This is a genomic window from Deltaproteobacteria bacterium (assembly GCA_011773515.1).
Lineage (GTDB): Bacteria > Desulfobacterota > Deferrimicrobia > J040 > J040 > WVXK01.
The window spans coordinates 69,419-89,211 of the sequence record WVXK01000062.1 but is presented as its reverse complement, the minus strand read 5'-3'; the positions used below and the strand labels follow the sequence as shown (position 1 = coordinate 89,211).

Annotated in this window: 17 protein-coding genes and 1 tRNA gene; 16 read left to right on the top strand and 2 right to left on the bottom strand. The window is 52.5% G+C overall.

Annotation, left to right across the window (positions count from 1 at the left end):
• Window positions 1-52: 52 nt before the first annotated feature.
• Both moaA and GTN70_07195 read right to left on the bottom strand, forming a co-directional pair.
• A complete protein-coding gene (gene moaA / locus GTN70_07200) occupies window positions 53-1,048 on the bottom strand; it encodes a GTP 3',8-cyclase MoaA (GenBank protein NIO16770.1) in 996 nt (331 codons plus the stop codon).
• Window positions 1,045-3,102 (bottom strand): PBP1A family penicillin-binding protein, encoded by a 2,058-nt coding sequence (locus GTN70_07195; protein ID NIO16769.1) that lies wholly within the window; start codon window positions 3,100-3,102, stop codon window positions 1,045-1,047. Before GTN70_07195 ends, moaA begins: the two co-directional genes overlap by 4 nt.
• A 158-nt stretch (window positions 3,103-3,260) precedes the next feature.
• On the opposite strand from GTN70_07195, the gene GTN70_07190 reads away from it, so the two are divergent.
• From GTN70_07190 to GTN70_07115, 16 genes are all read left to right on the top strand, one after another.
• Entirely contained in the window at window positions 3,261-3,800 is a 540-nt protein-coding gene (locus tag GTN70_07190) for a hypothetical protein (protein NIO16768.1), read from the top strand.
• Window positions 3,801-3,822: 22 nt separating this feature from the next.
• Window positions 3,823-4,191 carry a DUF192 domain-containing protein gene (locus GTN70_07185; protein NIO16767.1) on the top strand — a complete coding sequence of 123 codons (369 nt, stop codon included), beginning with the start codon at window positions 3,823-3,825 and terminating at the stop codon, window positions 4,189-4,191.
• Window positions 4,192-4,235: 44 nt separating this feature from the next.
• Entirely contained in the window at window positions 4,236-4,997 is a 762-nt protein-coding gene (locus GTN70_07180; GenBank protein ID NIO16766.1) for a GHKL domain-containing protein, read from the top strand.
• Window positions 4,994-6,403, top strand: a complete 1,410-nt coding sequence (locus GTN70_07175) for a response regulator (GenBank protein NIO16765.1) — start codon at window positions 4,994-4,996, stop codon at window positions 6,401-6,403. The genes GTN70_07180 and GTN70_07175 overlap by 4 nt, the downstream gene beginning before the upstream one ends.
• 196 nt (window positions 6,404-6,599) lie before the next feature.
• Window positions 6,600-6,983: a hypothetical protein gene (locus tag GTN70_07170; GenBank protein ID NIO16764.1), complete on the top strand. Its 384-nt coding sequence runs from the start codon at window positions 6,600-6,602 to the stop codon at window positions 6,981-6,983.
• 16 nt (window positions 6,984-6,999) lie between these two features.
• Window positions 7,000-8,922 (top strand): molecular chaperone DnaK, encoded by a 1,923-nt coding sequence (gene dnaK, locus GTN70_07165; protein ID NIO16763.1) that lies wholly within the window; start codon window positions 7,000-7,002, stop codon window positions 8,920-8,922.
• Window positions 8,923-8,949: 27 nt separating this feature from the next.
• Complete coding sequence (locus GTN70_07160; protein ID NIO16762.1) at window positions 8,950-9,402, top strand: Hsp20 family protein; 453 nt, start codon at window positions 8,950-8,952, stop codon at window positions 9,400-9,402.
• Window positions 9,403-9,482: 80 nt separating this feature from the next.
• Complete coding sequence (dnaJ, locus tag GTN70_07155) at window positions 9,483-10,565, top strand: molecular chaperone DnaJ (protein NIO16761.1); 1,083 nt, start codon at window positions 9,483-9,485, stop codon at window positions 10,563-10,565.
• A gap of 45 nt (window positions 10,566-10,610) precedes the next feature.
• Window positions 10,611-11,468 (top strand): M48 family metalloprotease, encoded by an 858-nt coding sequence (locus GTN70_07150; GenBank protein NIO16760.1) that lies wholly within the window; start codon window positions 10,611-10,613, stop codon window positions 11,466-11,468.
• A 12-nt stretch (window positions 11,469-11,480) separates the two neighbouring features.
• Window positions 11,481-13,748 carry an AAA domain-containing protein gene (locus tag GTN70_07145; protein NIO16759.1) on the top strand — a complete coding sequence of 756 codons (2,268 nt, stop codon included), beginning with the start codon at window positions 11,481-11,483 and terminating at the stop codon, window positions 13,746-13,748.
• Window positions 13,749-14,231: a DUF1844 domain-containing protein gene (locus tag GTN70_07140; GenBank protein NIO16758.1), complete on the top strand. Its 483-nt coding sequence runs from the start codon at window positions 13,749-13,751 to the stop codon at window positions 14,229-14,231.
• 38 nt (window positions 14,232-14,269) lie between these two features.
• Window positions 14,270-15,715, top strand: coding sequence for a Do family serine endopeptidase (locus tag GTN70_07135; GenBank protein ID NIO16757.1), 1,446 nt, complete (start codon window positions 14,270-14,272; stop codon window positions 15,713-15,715).
• A 91-nt stretch (window positions 15,716-15,806) separates the two neighbouring features.
• Window positions 15,807-18,392, top strand: a complete 2,586-nt coding sequence (gene clpB, locus GTN70_07130; protein ID NIO16756.1) for an ATP-dependent chaperone ClpB — start codon at window positions 15,807-15,809, stop codon at window positions 18,390-18,392.
• Window positions 18,393-18,472: 80 nt separating this feature from the next.
• Window positions 18,473-19,330, top strand: a complete 858-nt coding sequence (gene ispE / locus GTN70_07125; GenBank protein ID NIO16755.1) for a 4-(cytidine 5'-diphospho)-2-C-methyl-D-erythritol kinase — start codon at window positions 18,473-18,475, stop codon at window positions 19,328-19,330.
• Window positions 19,331-19,351: 21 nt separating this feature from the next.
• Window positions 19,352-19,633, top strand: a complete 282-nt coding sequence (gene spoVG, locus GTN70_07120) for a septation regulator SpoVG (GenBank protein ID NIO16754.1) — start codon at window positions 19,352-19,354, stop codon at window positions 19,631-19,633.
• A 24-nt stretch (window positions 19,634-19,657) separates the two neighbouring features.
• A tRNA-Gln gene (locus GTN70_07115) sits at window positions 19,658-19,731 on the top strand.
• The last annotated feature ends 62 nt before the right edge of the window (window positions 19,732-19,793 follow it).

Genomic DNA, 19,793 nt, shown 5'->3' with positions numbered 1-19,793 from the left:
AGCGCTGCTGACCTGACAGTTCCCCGAATACAGCCAAGGGTTTACCTTTCAATCACCCCCCGATGCTGGTCATGCACCTTTTCATCTGGCCGCTTCTGAACAGATACCCCTGGTCGTACCGTGCGGGTTTTTCTGACAGAGCCCTCTTTATTACATCCATGATCTCGGAGTCTCCGCTGCCGTTTTCAAGGGCCGACCCCACATCATATGCCGTCCTATTGAGGAGACAGTTGAGAATTTCTCCGCCGGCGGTAATCCTCAACCTGTTGCAGTCGGAACAAAAGGTTCTGGAGAGGGGAGCAATCAGCCCTATTTTCCCTGCGAACCCCTTTAGGTCGTACTGAAGGGAAGTTTCACCTCTGGCCCTTCTTCCCCTCACTTCACCATACTTATTCCAGAGAGCCGCCTCAACCTTCGACACGGGAACAAAACCTGTGTCCCTGAGGCTTCCTATCGGCATCTTTTCTATGAATCGCACTTCCACGGGGTGGGTTCTGGCAAACTCGATGAAGCTTTCTATCTCATCGCTGTTCACTCCCGGGATGAGAAGGACGTTTAACTTTAACGGAAATAGTTCTTTCGCTATTATCCCGTTTATTCCCTCGAGCACCTGATCGAGCAGGTCGTAACCGGTGATCTTCCTGAACCTGTCTGCCTTCAGCGTGTCCAGGCTCACGTTGAATCGGTCTATGCCCGCCTTCCTCAGGTCTTCCAGGTACCTGGTTACGAGAATACCGTTTGTCGTCATGCAGAGTTCAGCGTGGGGAGCCGACTTTTTGATCATTTCGATAAAGAGGGGCAGGTCTTTGCGGACGAGTGGCTCCCCGCCCGTTATCCGTATCTTGCTGATCCCGAGGGGGAGGAGCATCTCGATGAGCCTGGTCATCTCTTCGTAGCGAAGGAGTCGCTTATCCTTTCTCGCTGACACGACGGCGGGTGGCATACAGTAGGTGCATCTGAGGTTGCACCTGTCGGTGACAGAGATTCTCAGGTAGTTGACCGTCCTGCCAGTGTGATCTGAAAGTAATGGCACGCTGTTGGCCCTCATAAAATGTCGTCCAGAAATTTTTTCTTCTCCTCCCGCATTTTCACCTCCGGCTGGAGCCAGGGTGGCGTGGTTCCCAGCCTGAATGGTACCATTATTCCCCTCTTATCTTTGCCAACCCTCAACCCGCTTTTGGGGTCGACTTTTGCAAACACGATTCCCGGTGCGAGATCGAACTGGGAGGCGGGATACTTCCGTATCGCCTTTTTCATGTATCGTATCCAGATTGGAAGGGCTGCAACGGCCCCCGTTTTCCCCTTTCCCATGGTTATGGGGTTGTCGAACCCGACCCAAACTCCGGCGAGAACTCTCGGCGAAAAACCGATGAACCAGGCATCGATGTAGTCGTTCGTGGTCCCCGTTTTCCCCGAAAGATTCGTTCCCAGAAACTTCGCCTTTCTTCCCGTTCCATCCCTGATGACTGATTGAAGCATGTATGTCATTATATACGACGTTTCTGGAGATAATACTTGTGTGAGGGTGGGTTTGTTGCTCTCGAGTATTTCCCCGCCCATGTCCCTGACCTCCCTGATATAGAGGGGTTCTGGCTGCTTCCCGAGATTTCCTATGGCTGCGTATGCCTGGCATAAGTCAATCAGGGAGAGTGAGAGGCTGCCGAGTGCTATGGAGAGGTCACCGGGTATGTTTGAATCGATACCCAGGGTCCTTGCCATCGAAATGGCTTTCTGTATGCCAATCTTTTCCAGAAGCCTCACGGTAGCCAGATTTCTGGATCTGGCAAGCGCCTCCCTGAGGGTTATGTCGCCGAGGAATTTTTCGTCATAGTTTGTCGGTTTCCAGTTCTCCTTTTCGTTTTTCACATATTCCACGGGATTGTCCCCAATCCTGTCTGCGGGGGTGTAGCCCGAATCAATTGCTGCTGCGTATATGACCGGTTTGAAAGCCGAACCCGGTTGCCTCCTGGACTGGATCGCCCGGTTGAACTGGGAGCGGGAGAAGTCCCTGCCCCCAACTATGGAGAGGACCTCCCCGTTTGTGATGTCGATCGCCAGAAGCGCGCCCTGGAGTTCGACCTCCTTTGCCTCCTGATCTCCGCTTTCATCTGCTATTTCGATTTTTTCTATCTCTGCCTGCCCGGTATCACGTTTCTTTTTTTCTATGGTTGGTTCGAGTTCCTCGATCCACTCGCGCAGGCTCGTTTCCGCCACCTCCTGGAGTTCCCTGTCCATGGTGGTGTAGACCTGCAGCCCCCCCTTGTAGAGAACATCGTAACCATATTTCTCATGGAGGTACCTTCTTACGTACTCGACGAAGTAAGATCCCGTCGACCTGTCCTTTTTCGCAACGAGCGTTACCGGTTCGAGAGCTGCAAGTATGGCATCTTCCTGTGTTATGTAATCCTCGTCCACCATCCGTTCGAGGACGTACCTGCGTCGCATGAGGGATCTTTCAGGATGAGTCCGGGGGGAATAGTAACCGGGTGATTTTGGGAGCCCCGCGATGAGGGCTATTTCGCCAAGGGTGAGCTCACCGGGATCCTTCCCGAAGTAAGTCCTCGCAGCGGCATTCACGCCGTACTGTCCCTCTCCGAGGTAGATCTGGTTCAGATAAAGGCCGAGGATCTCGTCTTTCGATAGGTTATTGTCAACCTTTATCGCCAGCAGTATCTCGAGGATTTTTCTCCGGATGCTTTTCTCGGGCGTCAGGTAGAGGAGCTTTACGAGTTGCTGCGTGATGGTCGAACCTCCCTGGGAGAATTTGAATTTTTGGATATTCTTGATGAGGGCGCGCATGATGCCTGAAAGGTCTATCCCGCCGTGCATGTAAAACTTGGAGTCCTCGGCTGCGATGAAGGCTTTTTTGATGAGCTCCGGTATCTCTTCGAGGGGAATGGTTGTTCTCTGCTCAATGGCAAATTCGGCTATGTTTCTGCCGTCTTTGTCGTACACTTTCGTGGCGTTGTAGGGACGATATTCCTTCAGCACCGACACATCGGGGAAAGGCCCGGAAAAGTAGACAAAGAGGATTCCGCAAAACATGCCGGCAGCCAGGCAGGTCAAGGTGATTGCGGCGATTCTTATTTTTCCTGTGAGCATCCGCACCCGTTCCGTCTGCTTATGTGTTCAGTGGCACGTGAAGCAAAAAGGCACATATCAGCATATAGTATAACACCCAGCCATACGCTACCATATAGTTGCCCTCAGTGAATATAGCTTTCGCCCGTGCCGTCTTCTCTTTCATGGAGGTCAGGGCTATGAAGATGAAAAAGATGCTTGGGCCCGTTGCGTTGCTCCTTCTGCTTGCCGGCTGCAATGTTGAGGGGTCGTTTCTGTTCGATGGTGATGATGGCGTGGTCGTTGAACTTGTCAGCATCGATTCGGAAGATGGATATGTGGATACCGAGGGTATATTCCTTCACGACGGGATACTCGTAGAGAGTCATTTTTCAACGGGGTTTTTTTCCTTCCCCCTTCACGCCATCCCCCCCCATGCTTTCATTTCGCATGCTTTCCTGTTCATCGGTGTTCACTCTGTCTTTGCTCCTGAAGACTCGCTGGTGATAGATATCTTCCAGGGGTCCGGTATCTACGCGGGAAGCTTCGAGATTTTCCTGTCCGATGAGATGAGCTATGTCTTTCTCGATGTGACGGATATTCTGATCGACGCGCTGGAGGGAAGGGGGGACCGTTTTCAGATCAGCCTCGAAGCCAGGGATGGAGCCGTTTTTCTCGAGGACGGCGGGGATAACCTGGGAACCGGTCTCGTTCCCTTCATCGAGGCAACCTATTTCTGAACGACCGCAGTCGGGGGCTGGTATGGCCGGTGGGAGAGTCACGGTAGAGGCCCGTTCTTCAATGGGGGACCTGGTCGTCGAAGCGCGTCTTCTTGACTCTTTCCTTGAGAGGTTTTTCGGTCTTGCATTCAGGAAAGTTCACACGGTAGGGGAACCGGTGATTCTGTTTCCCTGCAGTTCGATCCACACGTTTTTCATGAGATTCAGGATAGATGCTTTCTTCGTGTCATCCAGCGGGGAGGTGGTGAAGATAATCAGGAACATCCCTCCGAACAGGATTATATTGCCGGTAAAAGGAGCGAGACTGGTCCTTGAAACGCCCGCTGAAAAGATTTATCTTCCCGATATCAAAAATGTTTTTATCCCCCACCTGATTGAAAATAATCCTTGAAAAATATATCCTTAAGGTAACTGAGATCTATACGGAGAGGCCTGATGGCCCGGAAAAAAAAAGTTTCCCAGGAAGAGCTCGAATCGGCTCTGTCCGGCATTGCCCATGAGATTCGAAATCCGCTCAATGCGCTGAGCATCAATAATCAGCTTCTCTCGGAATATACGTTTCTTCTGCCTGAGTGGTTTGAAAAGAAAGGAGAAATGCAGGAGATCATCGACTCGAATCTTCGAGTTTTGAACAGGCTCAACGACATCGTTTCGGAATTTTTGCGGCTGACCCGCCCGAAGAAGCCGGAGTTTGTCGTTACTGACCTAAACAGGGTTGTCGAGGAAGTGGTCCGGTTCGTGGAGGTCGACTTTCGTGGCAGGGACATTAAGGTGCGATACTTGCCCGACGAGGCTCCTTTTCCTGTTCTCGTCGATGAAAAAATGGTGAAACAGGCTCTTTTGAACGTGCTTTTAAACGCTGCGGAATCGCTTGACAAGGAGGACAAGACGATCAGGGTGACAACGGGAAAAGAGGAGAATTTCTATTTCGTAAAGGTCAAGGACAACGGTTGCGGGATCGAAAGGAAGGACAGGGGAAAAGTGTTCTCGGTGTTTTACACGACCAAGACCGAAGGGAGCGGGTTGGGTTTGCCGATAGTGAAGAGGATAATGAGGGAGCATCACGGCAAGGTACGCATAAGGAGCAGGAAGAGAAAGGGGACGGAGTTTACCCTCTCTTTCCTTCCGGAGGAAAGTTTCCGGGAGGTGTTGGCGAAGAAACAGAGGGGGCGGTACCTTCCGGAGGTTGTGAAATGAAATCGCTCCCGGAATTTTCCGGAAAAAGCGTAACGGTTATCGATGATGACAAAGAAAATCTCACGAGCATCGGGAGGGCACTTACGAACCTGGGTTTCGAGGTGAGGCTTTTCAATTCCCCCCTGGAGTTTATCTCCCGCATCGATGATTCCGGGGGCGACATAATCATAACAGACATGAAAATGCCGGGTTTAGACGGCATGGAAGTAATCAGGAAAGTGAAAGAGGCCCATCCTCACGCTCCGGTAATCGTCCTCACGGCTTTCGGGACGATCGGAAATGCAGTCCACGCAATCAAAGAAGGGGCGACGGATTACCTTCAAAAACCCATTGACATGGAAGAGCTGAAAGGTGTCCTGATCAAGACGATTCGAGCTCGGGGGATGATGGAAGAGCTGGGGACACTGAGAAGACTGGTTAAAACCGAAGTCGGTGAAATTCTCTACCGGTCGCGGGAAATGGAGAAGGTAATGCAGATGGTGCGCATGGTCGCCCCCACGAAGGCAAACGTCCTGATTCTCGGTGAGTCGGGCACGGGGAAGGAGCTGGTTGCGCGTGCGATTCACGAGATGAGCCCACGGAAGGATAAACTTTTTATGCCGATAAACTGCGCCGCCCTCACCGAAAGCATTCTTGAGTCGGAACTGTTCGGCCATGAAAAAGGCGCATTCACCGGCGCAGTCGGTGCGGTAAAGGGAAAATTCGAAATTGCGTCCGATGGGACACTCTTCCTCGATGAGATTGGTGACCTCACTCTCTCGACGCAGGCGAAGCTTCTCAGGGCAATCGAGCAGAAAGAGATCCTGAGAGTCGGAGGAGGCAAGGTCATCAACGTTGACGTGAGGATAGTGGCCGCTACGAACTCTGACCTGAGAGGCTTGGTTTCGTCGAAAAAGTTTCGGGAAGACCTCTTTTTCAGATTGAGCGTCTTTACGATACATATTCCGCCTTTGAGAGAGAGAACCGAGGATATACCCACCCTGGCGATCCATTTCACAAAAAACCTGTGCAGGGAAAACGGTCTCGAGGAGAAGAGGATTTCGGCTGATGCGATGCGGGTTTTTCAGCAGTACCCATGGCCGGGCAACGTGAGGGAGTTGAGAAATGTGATCGAATCCATGGTTCTGCTCACGGAGGGGGAGGTTATCTCCAAAGAGGTTCTCCCGACCGAACTCAAAAGAAAGCGGTACAGAGAAGGAAGGGATCCGATACCCGTCGCGGGAAGGGTGGAATCCCCCGCTGAAGACGATGGGGGTGCCGTGGTCATTCCGCTGGATGAGGTTGAAAAAAATGCCATAATCGAAGCCTTGAAAGCAACGGGAAACAACAAGACAAAAGCGGCCAAGATGCTGGGTATCGGAGTGAGGACCCTCTACAGAAAGATCAAGGAATACGGATTACCGTAAGGTCGGCAAAGGGTCTGCCAAAATGACACGCCAGGCCATTTTGGCAGGCCTCATCGGTGTCTTTCCCTGATTGCCATCATCGGCATAAAATGTAAAAGCCATTTCTTTTCGGTATCTTGTGTTAATTTTTTTCTAAAGCAAATTGTGGCATGACTTTTGAAACTTATCACTACGCGGATACCTGGAGGATCTCGAAATGTTTGCGAGGGTTCTGCTCATAGTAGGCAGGAAAGAGATGGGAGATGAGATAAGGGAGCTCGTCGAGGAACTCGGTGTTTTCGGTATCGAAGCCGAGGTCTGCCTCGACCTTCTCGATTTTGGGCAGAAATGGGCAAAAGGCGGGTTTTCCATGGCGCTCATAGACCTAGATGACATACCCTACGGTGGATATGATCCGCTGGGGAACCTTCTGGACATTACCTCTTCGATCCCCTCGGTTTTTATGTCTGAAAGTGGGAGTCTGGAGCGGTGGACGCGGGCTCTGGAGTCTGGTGCCGTCGGTTTCGTCACCAGGCCCCTCCATCCGGAGACACTTTCACGGTTTATCGCACGGTTGATTACCAGAACGCCCAAAAAATAAAGAGCGGAGGTTTGCGATGTCAAAGATTATCGGTATTGACCTTGGTACCACGATGTCGGTTGTCGCGGTGATGGAGGGTGGGGAGCCCAAAGTCATCATCAATGAAGAGGGATCCAGGCTGACCCCGTCGGTCGTTGCTTTCGCAAAGGATGGGCAGGTTCTTGTCGGGCAGGTAGCGAAAAGACAGGCAATCACGAACCCGGACAATACCGTCTTTTCGATAAAGCGATTCATGGGACGGCGCCATGATGAGGTAAAGGAAGAAAAAGAGATGGTGCCGTACCAGGTACAGAGCGGGCCGAACAACGACGCTCGTATCCTGGTTGCAGGCAAGGATTACACCCCACAGCAGATATCGGCCATGGTCCTGGGGAAGCTGAAAAAAGCCGCAGAGGCATATCTCGGCGAGGAGGTCAAGAAAGCTGTCATCACCGTTCCTGCATACTTCAACGACTCGCAGCGGCAGGCAACCAAAGATGCCGGGACCATCGCGGGCCTCGAGGTGATGAGGATCATCAACGAGCCCACCGCTGCAGCACTGGCATACGGGCTGGACAAGAAGAAGAACGAGGTCATAGCGGTGTATGATTTTGGTGGTGGTACCTTCGATATATCCATTCTCGAGGTGGGAGAGAATGTGGTCGAGGTGAAAGCGACCAACGGGGATACGCACCTTGGCGGTGACAACATCGATCAGCGGGTAATCGACTGGATCATAGAGGAGTTCAGGAAGGACCAGGGAATAGACCTGTCCAAGGACAAGATGGCTCTCCAGAGGCTGAAGGAAGCGGCCGAGAAAGCAAAGATCGAGCTCTCGTCTGTTCTCGAGACGGAGATAAACCTGCCGTTTATCACCGCAGACGCTTCCGGACCGAAACACCTCAGCATGAAATTGACCAGGGCGAAGCTCGAAACCATGATTGAACAGATCGTTGAGCGTACCCTTGAACCCTGCAGGCTTGCCCTCTCCGATGCTGACTTGAAGGGAGATGACATCGATGAAATCATTCTCGTCGGGGGCTCCACCAGGATCCCCAAGGTTCAGGAGGCGGTCAAAAATTTCTTCGGAAAAGAGCCCCACAAGGGTGTGAACCCCGATGAAGTCGTTGCCCTCGGGGCGGCGGTTCAGGCGGGCGTCCTCGGCGGAGAGGTCAAGGACGTTCTCCTCCTCGATGTTACTCCTCTCTCGCTCGGCATAGAGACACTCGGGGGCGTAATGACCAAAATTACCGAGCGAAATACGACCATACCGGTCAAAAAGAGCGAGATATTTACCACTGCGGCCGACAACCAGACATCGGTGGAGATTCACGTTCTCCAGGGTGAACGTGAAATGGCAAGGGCCAACAGGACCCTCGGTCGATTTCACCTCGAGGGTATTCCCCCGGCACCCAGGGGAATCCCCAAGGTGGAGGTGACCTTCGACATTGACGCCAACGGGATTCTCAATGTTTCGGCGAAAGACCTCGCAACCAACAAGGAACAGAGGATAACCGTCACGTCCTCTACGGGACTAACCGATGAGGAGATCAAGAGGATGGTCGATGAAGCGGAAGTTCACTCTGAAGAGGACAAAAAGCAAAGGAGGATCGTCGAGGCCAGGAATAATCTCGACAACCTCATCTATAACATAGAGAAGACTTTGAACGAGAACCGTTCTGAACTGCCACCGGATGAAGTCTCAAAAGCAGAAGATGGGTTGAGCAGGGCAAAAGAAGTGCTGAAGTCGGATGACGAAGACGCCCTTCGCTCTGCTGCAGACGAGCTGATGAAGGAGGCCCACAAGATTGCGGAGATAATGTACAAGCAGGCAAAAACAGCCGAGCCGGAAGAAGGAGCCGGAGAGGCGACAGCGTCTCAGCCGTCCGGTGAGGGAGCGGCGGGCGATTCCGATGTTATCGACGCGGAGTTTGAAGATCAGGATAAGTCGAGTTCATGACGATAAAGACAAGAGGAGGTTCAGGTCATGGCTATCGTAAGGTGGTATGATCCTCTAAGGGAGCTTGCGCTAATTCAGGACAGGATGAACAGGCTCTTCGAAGAAAAATTTCGAGGCTCCCGGAAAAAGGAGGATGTCCCGGGAAAAGGCGTCTGGTCACCCTCTGTGGATATATGTGAAACGGATTCACAGGTGATGGTAACAGCCGAGCTTCCCGGGATAGGCCGGGATGATGTAAGCATCGAGGTCAAGGACGGGATCCTGACGATACGGGGCGAGAGGAAGTATCAGAAAGAGGTGGACAAGGAGCATTTCCATCTCATGGAGCGCGAGTATGGATCCTTTAGGAGATCCTTTTCCCTGAACTCCAAGATTGATCAGGAGAAGGTATCGGCTACGTTCAAAGATGGCGTCCTCGAGATCATTCTTCCGAAGAAAGAAGAGGTGAGACCCAAGAAGATAGACATCAACGCTGGGTAATCCAGGCGTTGAGGGTTTAATCTGCACCCTATTTTTTTTCGGTTCATCTTACTTAAAGCTGGACCGACAGGAAGTGGCGGATGGATTTTTCAAGGGACTATTACAAAATACTTGGCATCCCGGAAAGCGCCACGAAAGAGGAGATAAAGAGAGCGTTCAGAAGACTTGCGAAGAAATATCATCCCGACGTAAATCCGGGGAATGAGGAAGCGGAGAAAAAGTTCAAAGAAATAAACGAAGCTCATGATGTTCTATCCGACGAGAGCAAGAAAGCGCAGTACGATGCCGTGAAGAGGGGAGCCTTTTCCTCCGGCGGATTCGAGGGTTTTTCAGGGTTTGACTATCCCGGCGGAAGGGGAATGTCCTTCGACCTGGGAGACATATTCGGGGATATTTTCGGGCGTTCCGGACATGGTGAGTGGGGACCAACGCGGGGAAGAGATCTCGTGATCAGGGCCGAACTCTCTTTTCTGGAGGCGGCAAAGGGGACCGAAAGGGAGCTGAGCTACAGAAGGCGCGTGGAATGCCCTGACTGCGGGGGAGTAGGAATTCAGGCGGGTGCCCGATCCACCTGTGCAACCTGCGGGGGCAGCGGGCGGATGAAGCGCGGGGGAGGGATATTGGGTATAGCCCAGCCCTGTGAAAGTTGCAGGGGGGCAGGATTTACCGGTTCCCCCTGCGGGTCATGCATTGGCGCGGGGATGAAAGATGTCTCGGAAAGGATTAAGGTCAAAATCCCACCGGGCGCAAGCAGGGGAACGAAGGTGAGAGTTGCAGGAAAAGGAGAGATGGGCAGAGCTGGTGGAGGCTCAGGGGATCTCTACCTGGAAGTCGAGGTAGGAGCCCACCGGTTCTTCAAGAGAGAGGGATTCGATATATTCATGGAAGTTCCTCTCAATTACTCTGAGGCTGTTCTCGGGGCCACGATCGAGGTGCCGACCATAGACGGCACGGTGAAGGTGAAGATTCCCCCGGGTACCGAGAGCGGAAAGAAGATACGGTTGAAGGGCAAGGGCGCATACAAAAGCGGCGGGGGAAGGGGTGACCAGTATGTCGTGGTCAGGGTTGTCCTTCCCAGAAATCAGGACGAGGCGTACAGAAGACTTGTTAAAGAAATGGCAAAATGGGAAGATAATGATATAAGGAGTAGGTACTCAGAGTAGATCGGGGAACAGGTTTCGAAAAATGCAAGAATGGGGTGAACAGAGATGACGAGCACGTTTAGAACGGCAATACTTCTCAGCCTCCTGACGGGCCTTCTGCTGGTTATTGGGAGCTTGTTTGGCGGAAGACAGGGGATGCTCATCGCTTTTGTCTTTGCCATTCTCTTTAACTTCGGAAGCTACTGGTTTTCAGACAGGATCGTACTCGGCATGTACAGGGCCAAGGAGGCCGATGAAGGTGAGTATCCCCAGTTGTACCGCATCGTAAGGGAATTGACGCGGGCCGGTGGCCTCCCCATGCCCAAAGTGTGTGTGGTGCCGAATCCGACGCCGAACGCTTTTGCCACCGGGCGAAACCCGGAAAACTCTGCCGTGGCAGTAACCACGGGATTGCTCGGTTTGCTCACGGAGGACGAAATAGAGGGCGTTTTGGCCCATGAGCTTGCCCATATCAGAAACCGGGATACGCTGATACAGACAGTTGCTGCCACCCTTGCCGGCGCAGTCATGATGCTCGCCTCCATGGCACGATTCGCTGCAATATTCGGCATCGGCGGCAGAGACGACGACGGGGAAGGAGGAATTCTCGGGCTGCTGGCGGTGGCGATCTTTGCGCCGATTGCCGCCATGGTTATACAGCTGGGAATCTCACGGGGCAGGGAATATCTCGCCGATGCCTCAGGAGCGAAGCTATCCGGGAAACCCGAGAACCTTGCAAGCGCATTGAGAAAACTTGGAGGATACCGGCCCTCGCGCCCGATCGCGGCGAACCCGGCCACATCCCATCTGTTTATCGTCAACAATTTTTCCGGACGAAGGGCGTTCGGGGCTCTTTTCTCAACTCACCCGCCACTTGAGGAAAGAATACAGAGGCTGTCAAAAATGGCGGGAACGTCAGCTTGAGGGTAAAGAGCCATGATGGAGATCGCGTTCTACAGAGAGAGACTTACCGAGAAAGCACAGAAGATGCTTTCAAGTGCCATCGAGGAGTCCCAGAAGAGGCATCACTACTACCTCGGGCTCGAACACCTCTTCATATCCTTTTCGGGGGTTGAAAAGCAGCTCTTTCAGGACCTGGTAAAGAGCGTCGGCCTCGAGCCTGAGTCGGTAATATACAGCCTGAAGGAGTACTTGAGCATCTCGCGGCAATACCTGGGTGTGGGCATGAAGATCCCCCCTGCGACGAAACAGGTGTTTCGCATCGCGTGGGAAACCACACAGAGGAACAAGAGAAATCTCATCGAACCTCCCGATATTTTTCTTGCAATCTTCCACGAGACACATTCGATACCGGCAAGAATTTTCAAGAGTTACGGGGTCGATCCGCAGGCAGCCCTTTCGAAGTTCAGCATGCACCTGAAGACGCGGGAGGAAAAATACGAAGACCTCAAGAAGAGATACGAGCTTCCCACTAACCTTCGCACCTTTGGTGTGAACCTGAACCTGCTGGCAAGGGAGGGAAAAATTCCCCCCGTCATCGGAAGGGAAGATGAGATCGATATGATTCTCGAAATTCTCTGCCACAAGGACAGGTGCAATTCGGTGATGGTTACGGGGGATCCCGGTGTGGGTAAGACCGCCGTTGTGGAGGGCGTTGCGCTGCGCCTCGAGTTCGAGCCCCACAGGGTGCCCCCGCGGCTGAGAGGCCACCAGGTGGTCAACCTTCAGATGAACACGGTTGTCGCCGGTACGGTATTCAGGGGTATGTTCGAGGACAGGATCGAGAAGATCATAAATGAGCTCAGAGAGAAAAAGAACATAATTCTCTTTGTCGACGAGGCCCACACAATTATCGGGGCCGGGTCCGCCATGGGTGTTCCTTCCGATGCGGCGAACATATTCAAGTCCTCCCTGGCGCGGGGTGAAGTGCAGATGATAGGGGCAACGACCACGACGGAATACAAGGAAATTATCCAGGAAGACGAGGCTCTGTCGAGGAGGTTCAGAATCGTAAAAATCGACGAGCCCACCATAGAGGAAACGCGGGAGATACTCTACGGCCTCAAACCCCGTCTCGAGTCTAATTATGGCGTGGTGATAGACGATGAGGCAATAGAGATGGCTCTTTCCATGTCCAAGAGATATGCAAGGTCGCTGAGGCTCCCCGATAAGGTTATCAACTGGATCGATACGGCAGCGGTTAGGGTTGAAATCGAGAACAAGGACAAAGTCGTCACATCCGAGGATATCATCGGCGTGATATCGAAGGAGATCAAGACACCGGTAGACATAATCAAGCGGGATGTTGTGGACAGGTTCGCCCATATCGAGGAGGACCTTACGGCGAGAGTGGTGGGACAGATCGAGGCAATCCAGGCCGTGGGCAGGGCGCTGCGCCTGAACAAGGGGCCCCTGAAGGAAAATTATTACAAGCCGGACGGCGTTCTGCTTTTCCTGGGGCCGACGGGTGTGGGCAAGACGGAGATGGCAAAGGCGCTGTCACAATGCCTTTTCGGTGATGATCAGAAGATGGTGAGGGTGGATATGTCGGAGTACCGGGACGGCACCGTCTCGGTAGATAAACTTATCGGCATGCCCCGGGGAATCGTCGGCTCCGAGAGAGGCGGGATTTTGACGAATCAGATAAAAGACAACCCCTACACCGTGGTCCTCCTGGACGAGATCGAAAAGGCTGACCAGTACGTTCTCAACCTTTTCCTCCAGGTTTTCGATGAAGGGTGGCTCACCGACGGCAGGGGCAAAAAGGTATACTTCAGCGATTCGATCATAATCATGACGAGCAACCTGGGTGCCGGCGAGTATTCGAGGCTGACAAAGCCGCTGGGCTTTGACGTGGGAGATGCCAACTACGAATCGGTGAAAAAGAGCGTGATAAATCTCGTTGAGGAACGCTTTTCGCCCGAGTTTATAAATCGAATTGACGATGTGATCGTCTTCAGGTTCCTCCCGATGGAGGAGGTGAGGAAAATAGCGGAAATGTACCTGAAAACGATCAAGAAGACGATGGCCGAATACGGAAAGGACCTCCAGTACTCGGATGAATCTCTGGGTTTTCTCTCTGAAATCGGGTTCAGCATCAAATACGGCGCACGGTTTCTCAAGAGGACGATAGATGAGAAAGTGAAGATCCCGATAACGCTCATGTGGAATGAGTCGGACATGTTTTACCTCGATCTCGTTGAGGGGGATCTCGTGGTGAACCAAAAGGAGGTTGGTGTATAGATGGGTGATGAGAAGGAGAAGGGGTTCAGGGTTATCGACAAGAGGAGAATCGGAAGAGAGGACGCACCGGAAGAAAAAAGCGATGTCCCTCCCGTGGGGTCCAGGGCAGCTGAGGGGGCCAAGCAGGCAAAAGACGCGAGTCAAGAGCCGAAAAAGAGCGAAGGGCCCGCCGAAAAAACGGGTGGGAGCGGAGATTACGCCCGGGAGACCCCCCCCCGATACCACGAACCCGATTTCACCGACATCGTGAAGTCTTTTTTTATGCAGGCACTGGCCTCACTGGGCATGCTCGAAGGTGAGGGGATGACACCCGGGGAGCCGAATCTGGAGATTGCCAGGCAATATATCGACCTTCTCGGGGTCCTGGAGCGTAAAACGAGGGGAAACCTGTCCGAGGAAGAAGATTCATTGATCAAAGAATACCTTTCCCAGCTGAGGATGGTTTACGTGAAGGTTGCGCAGGGCGTATCGAATAATCCATAGATGAGGGGCGTCTACCCGATAAAAGGAGGTGGATTGCGATGAGGAAGGTAAGAATCGGTGTGCTCCTTCTGGCACTGGTGATTTTGGTTGGGCTGATTATTCACGGCAAAGATGGAAAATTGCTGGAAAAAACGGATGCTGCCTATATCGAGAAGAAGCCCGGCGAACAGAAAGAAAGCAACTTCAATCTTCCCACGAACATCCCGGAGCTCGTAGAGGGGGTGAAAGATTCCATCGTGAACATCAGCACCACGACCATCGTGAAGTTCAGAAAGCCGCAATTCAGAAGCCCTTTCTCCCGGGATCCCTTTGAGGAGTTTTTCGAGGATTTTTTCGGCAGGATGCCGAGGGAGCAGAAGAGGCGATCTCTCGGGTCGGGCTTTATCGTGTCGGGAGACGGGTTCATACTTACGAACAGTCACGTTGTACAGCGGGCTGACGAGATAACGGTGAAGCTGCACGACGGGAAGGAGTTCGAGGCGGAAATCATAGGGACCGATCCGAAGACGGATATAGCGCTTATACGGATAAGGAACGGAGATACCCTGCCAACGGTGGAGATGGGTGACTCGGATTCTCTGAAAGTGGGTGAGTGGGTCGTTGCGATAGGGAACCCCTTCGGCCTCGATCACACGGTAACGACGGGAATCGTGAGCGCGAAAGGAAGGGTAATCGGATCGGGACCCTACGATGACTTCATCCAGACCGACGCCTCCATCAACCCCGGAAACAGCGGAGGTCCCCTCTTCAACCTGAAGGGAGAAGTGGTGGGGATCAACACAGCCATCGTTCAGGGTGGGCAGGGGATCGGTTTCGCCATACCCGTCAACATGGCCAAGACCGTTTTCGCGCAGCTGAAGGAGCGGGGAAAGGTCGTTCGGGGGTGGCTCGGAATCTACATGCAGAGCATAACCGATGACATGGCGAAATCTCTCAACCTCGAGTCCAAGGACGGGGTGATCATCACGGAGGTGATGAAAGACTCACCAGCCGAGAGCGCCGGATTGAAAGAGGGAGATGTGCTGAAGGAATTCAACGCCAAGAAGATCGAGGATGCGCAGCAACTCCCTGCCATCGTTGCAGATACCCCACCTGGCACGAAGGTCAAGGTCGGGATAATAAGGGACGGTAAAGAGCAGACTGTGGAGGTAAAACTCGGAGAGATGCCCGAAGAGGTCACCATGGCAAAGACGGACATTATTGGGGACCTGGGACTGACCGTTCAGGACATCACCGAGGAAATAGCGAAGCACATGGAGATTGAGGACATGAAAGGGGTGATTGTCACCGGCGTGGCGTCGGGATCTCCCACCGATGATGCCGGTATTCGTGAGAGAGACATCATAAGGCAGGTGAACAGAAACCGCATCGGGAGTTTGAATGAGTTCAGGGAAGCCCTGAAAAAGGGTTCAGCTGATGACAGCGTTCTTTTTCTCGTCGAGAGAGGGGAAAGGAGAATGTACGTGGTTGTCAAAAAGCAATAGCCGGCACGAGCCCCTCCCGGCCCTGCCGGGAGGGTTTTTTTTTGTTGTTTTCATAATTGACGACGGTAAAAAAGAGGAGGTTTCTCCAGTGATTAGCATGGAGAGGTTTACCATAAAAACACGGGAAGCCATAGAAAAGGCGAGAAACCTGTCAGATTCCCGGGGGCACCAGTTCATCGACAGTGCCCATCTGATCCACGCTTTGTTGTCCGAAAAAGAGAGCAGTGCGCGCGATATCGTGAAAAAAATCGGGATCTCCCCTGAGAGGGTCGTGTCAGAAATTGACGGGGCGCTCGAAAAACTTCCCAGGGTTTCAGGGGTTACACAGAAATACATCACCCCTGAAATGGAAAAACTGCTCGATCTTTCCTTACGGGAGATGGAAGCGCTCAATGACGAATATATTTCCGGCGAGCACGTTCTCCTGGGGGCAATCCATAAGGAGAGCGGATCCGTTGCAAAAATTCTTGCCGGCCAGGGGGTATCCAGGGAGGCGGTCCTGAAGGCCCTTTCGGAAATGAGGGGGAGCATGCGGATAACCGATGAATCTCCGGAGGACAGGTACAGGCCACTGGAAAAATACGGAAAGGATCTTACCGACCTTGCGAGGGCAGGAAAACTCGACCCCGTAATCGGGAGGGATGAGGAGATAAGAAGGATAGTCCAGGTGCTCTCGAGGAGGACGAAAAATAACCCCGTTCTCATCGGTGAGGCCGGTGTGGGAAAAACCGCTATCGTGGAGGGACTTGCAAGGAGGATTCTCGCAAAGGATGTGCCGGAGTCTCTGAAGGAGAAGAGAATCATAGCCCTTGACATGGGGGCCCTGGTTGCGGGGGCAAAGTTCAGAGGTGAGTTTGAGGAGAGACTAAAAGCGGTGATCAAGGAGGTCGTCGATTCCGGGGGGGATATCATCCTCTTCATAGACGAGCTGCACACGGTTGTTGGGGCAGGCAGTGCCGAAGGGGCCATCGATGCTTCAAACATGCTGAAGCCCCCCCTTGCACGGGGGGAACTGAGATGTATCGGAGCAACGACTCTCGATGAGTACAGGAAAAACATCGAGAAGGACCCGGCCCTCGAACGGAGATTTCAGCCCGTCATGGTGACGGAACCGACCGTCGAGGGCACCATTGCTATCCTCCGGGGTCTCAAGGAACGGTACGAGGTTCACCATGGGGTCAGGTTCAGGGACTCGGCCCTGATCGCTGCCGCCGTTCTATCCCATCGCTACATCTCCGACAGATTTCTCCCCGACAAGGCGGTCGATCTCATTGATGAGGCAGGGTCCAGGCTGAGAATAGAAATTGACAGCAAACCGACCGAAATAGATGAGATCCAGAGGAAGATCATGCAGCTCGAGATGGAGAAAAAGGCTCTGTCGCGAGAAGATGACGCCGCATCGCGGGAGAAACTGGGTCGATTTGAAACGGAGATCCAAAAGTTACGTGGCGAGATGGAAGAGCTCACCGGGCAATGGCAAAAAGAAAAGGGGATAATATCCCGTGTTCAGGAGATCAAAGAAAAGATCGAATCGAACAAGAACGAGATAGAAATAGCCGAGCGGGAGGGTGACCTCGAGCGGGCATCCAGGTTGAATTACGGAGTTTTGCCCGAGCTCATGCGGGAGCTGGGCCGGGTGCAGGAAGAGATCGAGGGGTTGTCCGGGGAAAGAAGATTTCTGAAGGAGGAGGTTACCGAGGATGACATTGCGGAAATCGTCTCGACGTGGACGAGGATACCCGTTACGAGGTTGCTGGAGTCGGAGTCCATCAAGCTCCTGAAAATGGAGGAAAAGCTCATGGAGCGGGTGGTCGGTCAGGATAAGGCGGTGGAACTTGTTTCAAACGCCGTGAGAAGGGGGCGTGCCGGCCTCAAGGACCCGGGCCGCCCGATAGGATCTTTTGTATTTCTCGGTCCCACGGGAGTCGGGAAGACGGAGCTTGCCAGGGCCCTGGCCGAATTTCTCTTCGATGAAGAGAGCGCGATGGTGAGGATCGACATGTCAGAGTATATGGAAAAACACTCGGTGGCCCGGCTGATAGGCGCTCCGCCCGGATACGTGGGCTACGAGGAGGGGGGACAGTTGACGGAAGCGGTGAGAAGAAGGCCCTACACGGTCATACTTTTCGACGAGATCGAAAAGGCCCACTCGAGCGTCTTCGATATATTCCTTCAGGTACTCGATGATGGGCGTCTTACCGACAACCAGGGCAGAACCGTGGATTTTAAAAACACTGTTATAATTATGACGTCAAACGTGGGAAGCCACATAATCCAGGAATGGGCGGAAAAGGATTTTGACCGGGGCGGAGAACTGGTTCTCGAAGAGTTGAAGAGACATTTCAAGCCGGAATTTCTCAACAGGATCGACGAGACGGTTCTATTCAGAAACCTTGGAAAGGATGACCTGGTCAAAATTGTCGATATTCAGCTCAAAAGTGTTGAGGCACTCCTGAAGGACAGGAATATATCGATACACCTTACGGGAGGTGCAAAGAAGTTCATCGTGGAGAGCGGATGGGATCCCGTGTTTGGGGCAAGACCCCTGAAAAGGGCTATCCAGAAACATGTGCTCGATGTCATCGCTCACAGGATCATCTCCGGCGAGATCCCCGAAGGTGCAGTCGTCAGCGTTGACCGGGGTGAAGAGGGATTGCGCTTTTCGATTGAGAGTTGACTGCCGTTCTGAAGAGATTATTCCTTGACAAAAGATGTGTGAAAATTAAAATAGTTTAAAAAACAGCGTTTGATAATCAGGTGAATAAATTTAAGAGAGTAAACATCCTCGCTCCGGCAAAAATCAATCTTTATCTTTACGTATTGCATAGGAGAAGCGATGGTTACCATGAGATTGTGAGTCTCATGGTGCCGGTTTCCCTGTTCGATCTGATTTCAATTTCCCAAAAACAGAGGGGCATCGAAGTTTCATGCGATGGCAACTTCAAAGTTCCTGAGGGAGAGGAAAATATAGCCTTCAGGGCCGCCGATCTGTTTTTTCAGCACTATTCCCTGTCCGGGGGGGTGAAGATAGAAATCGACAAGAATATTCCCGTTTCTTCCGGGCTCGGAGGCGGAAGCAGTGATGCGGCCGCTGTCTTGAAAGGGTTGTCCCTGCTTTTCCTTGGCGAGATGAGAGCAGGGGACCTCATGGGTCTTGCTCCGGAGATAGGTTCCGATGTGCCCTTTTTTATCTTTCCCGGTCCCTCAGTAGTGGCGGGAAGGGGAGAAAAGGTGAAAAAAATTCGGTTCGGAAAAAGGTTTCATGTTCTCATTGTGAAGCCCGATGTGTCAGTGAGCACAAAAGCCGCCTACAGGATGCTTGATAGGGGTGGTGAACCGGTTGTTTTTGACTGCCCGCAGCCCGACATGATAAACTCTCTCGGCGATCTTGAGGGTTTTTTGCGCAATGATTTTGAGGATGTGATATTTCAGCGGTATCCTGAGTTAGGGGTGGTAAAGGAAAGACTGCTCGCTCTGGGAGCAGGAGCTGCCCTTTTGAGCGGATCGGGTTCATCGGTGTTTGGACTATATGAAAGAAAGGAGGATGGGGAGAGGGCGCAGAAAGATTTCGACGGTAATGAAGGTTTTTTTTCCAAGCTGGTGAGCAACTTTTAGAGATCAAATGAGGAGGGGGAGATGGACATTACCGAGGTGAAAGTGTTTCCCGTGCAGAATGATGAGAGGTTGAAAGCGTACGCCACGATTATTTTCGATGACTGTTTTATCGTCAGGGACCTGAAAATAATCAAAGGAAACGAGGGGCTTTTCGTTGCCATGCCGAGCAAAAAGAGAAAAGATGGGACCTACAGGGACACTGCCCATCCCTTGAACAACGAAACGCGCTCCATGATTGAAAAGGCGGTGCTCACTGAATATGAGAGTGAGTTGAAAAACCTTGACGAGCAGCCGACGATGTGATGAATGTGCACTTTTCGGCTTGACTGGGGGGTCGTCTAAGGGCAGGACAGGGGCCTTTGGAGCCTCTAGTGGAGGTTCGAATCCTCCCCCCCCAGCCACTTTCTTTTTGTTGTTGAATATCTATCTTTTTGGTGTATAATAGCCAACCTTCGGGATATCC

Excerpts from the sequence above, each read along its gene's own strand:
- moaA (NIO16770.1), bottom strand. The coding sequence starts at position 1,048 with ATGAGGGCCAACAGCGTGCCATTACTTTCAGATCACACTGGCAGGACG.
- GTN70_07195 (NIO16769.1), bottom strand. The coding sequence starts at position 3,102 with ATGCTCACAGGAAAAATAAGAATCGCCGCAATCACCTTGACCTGCCTG.
- GTN70_07190 (NIO16768.1), top strand. The coding sequence starts at position 3,261 with ATGAAGATGAAAAAGATGCTTGGGCCCGTTGCGTTGCTCCTTCTGCTT.
- GTN70_07185 (NIO16767.1), top strand. The coding sequence starts at position 3,823 with ATGGCCGGTGGGAGAGTCACGGTAGAGGCCCGTTCTTCAATGGGGGAC.
- GTN70_07180 (NIO16766.1), top strand. The coding sequence starts at position 4,236 with ATGGCCCGGAAAAAAAAAGTTTCCCAGGAAGAGCTCGAATCGGCTCTG.
- GTN70_07175 (NIO16765.1), top strand. The coding sequence starts at position 4,994 with ATGAAATCGCTCCCGGAATTTTCCGGAAAAAGCGTAACGGTTATCGAT.
- GTN70_07170 (NIO16764.1), top strand. The coding sequence starts at position 6,600 with ATGTTTGCGAGGGTTCTGCTCATAGTAGGCAGGAAAGAGATGGGAGAT.
- dnaK (NIO16763.1), top strand. The coding sequence starts at position 7,000 with ATGTCAAAGATTATCGGTATTGACCTTGGTACCACGATGTCGGTTGTC.
- GTN70_07160 (NIO16762.1), top strand. The coding sequence starts at position 8,950 with ATGGCTATCGTAAGGTGGTATGATCCTCTAAGGGAGCTTGCGCTAATT.
- dnaJ (NIO16761.1), top strand. The coding sequence starts at position 9,483 with ATGGATTTTTCAAGGGACTATTACAAAATACTTGGCATCCCGGAAAGC.
- GTN70_07150 (NIO16760.1), top strand. The coding sequence starts at position 10,611 with ATGACGAGCACGTTTAGAACGGCAATACTTCTCAGCCTCCTGACGGGC.
- GTN70_07145 (NIO16759.1), top strand. The coding sequence starts at position 11,481 with ATGATGGAGATCGCGTTCTACAGAGAGAGACTTACCGAGAAAGCACAG.
- GTN70_07140 (NIO16758.1), top strand. The coding sequence starts at position 13,749 with ATGGGTGATGAGAAGGAGAAGGGGTTCAGGGTTATCGACAAGAGGAGA.
- GTN70_07135 (NIO16757.1), top strand. The coding sequence starts at position 14,270 with ATGAGGAAGGTAAGAATCGGTGTGCTCCTTCTGGCACTGGTGATTTTG.
- spoVG (NIO16754.1), top strand. The coding sequence starts at position 19,352 with ATGGACATTACCGAGGTGAAAGTGTTTCCCGTGCAGAATGATGAGAGG.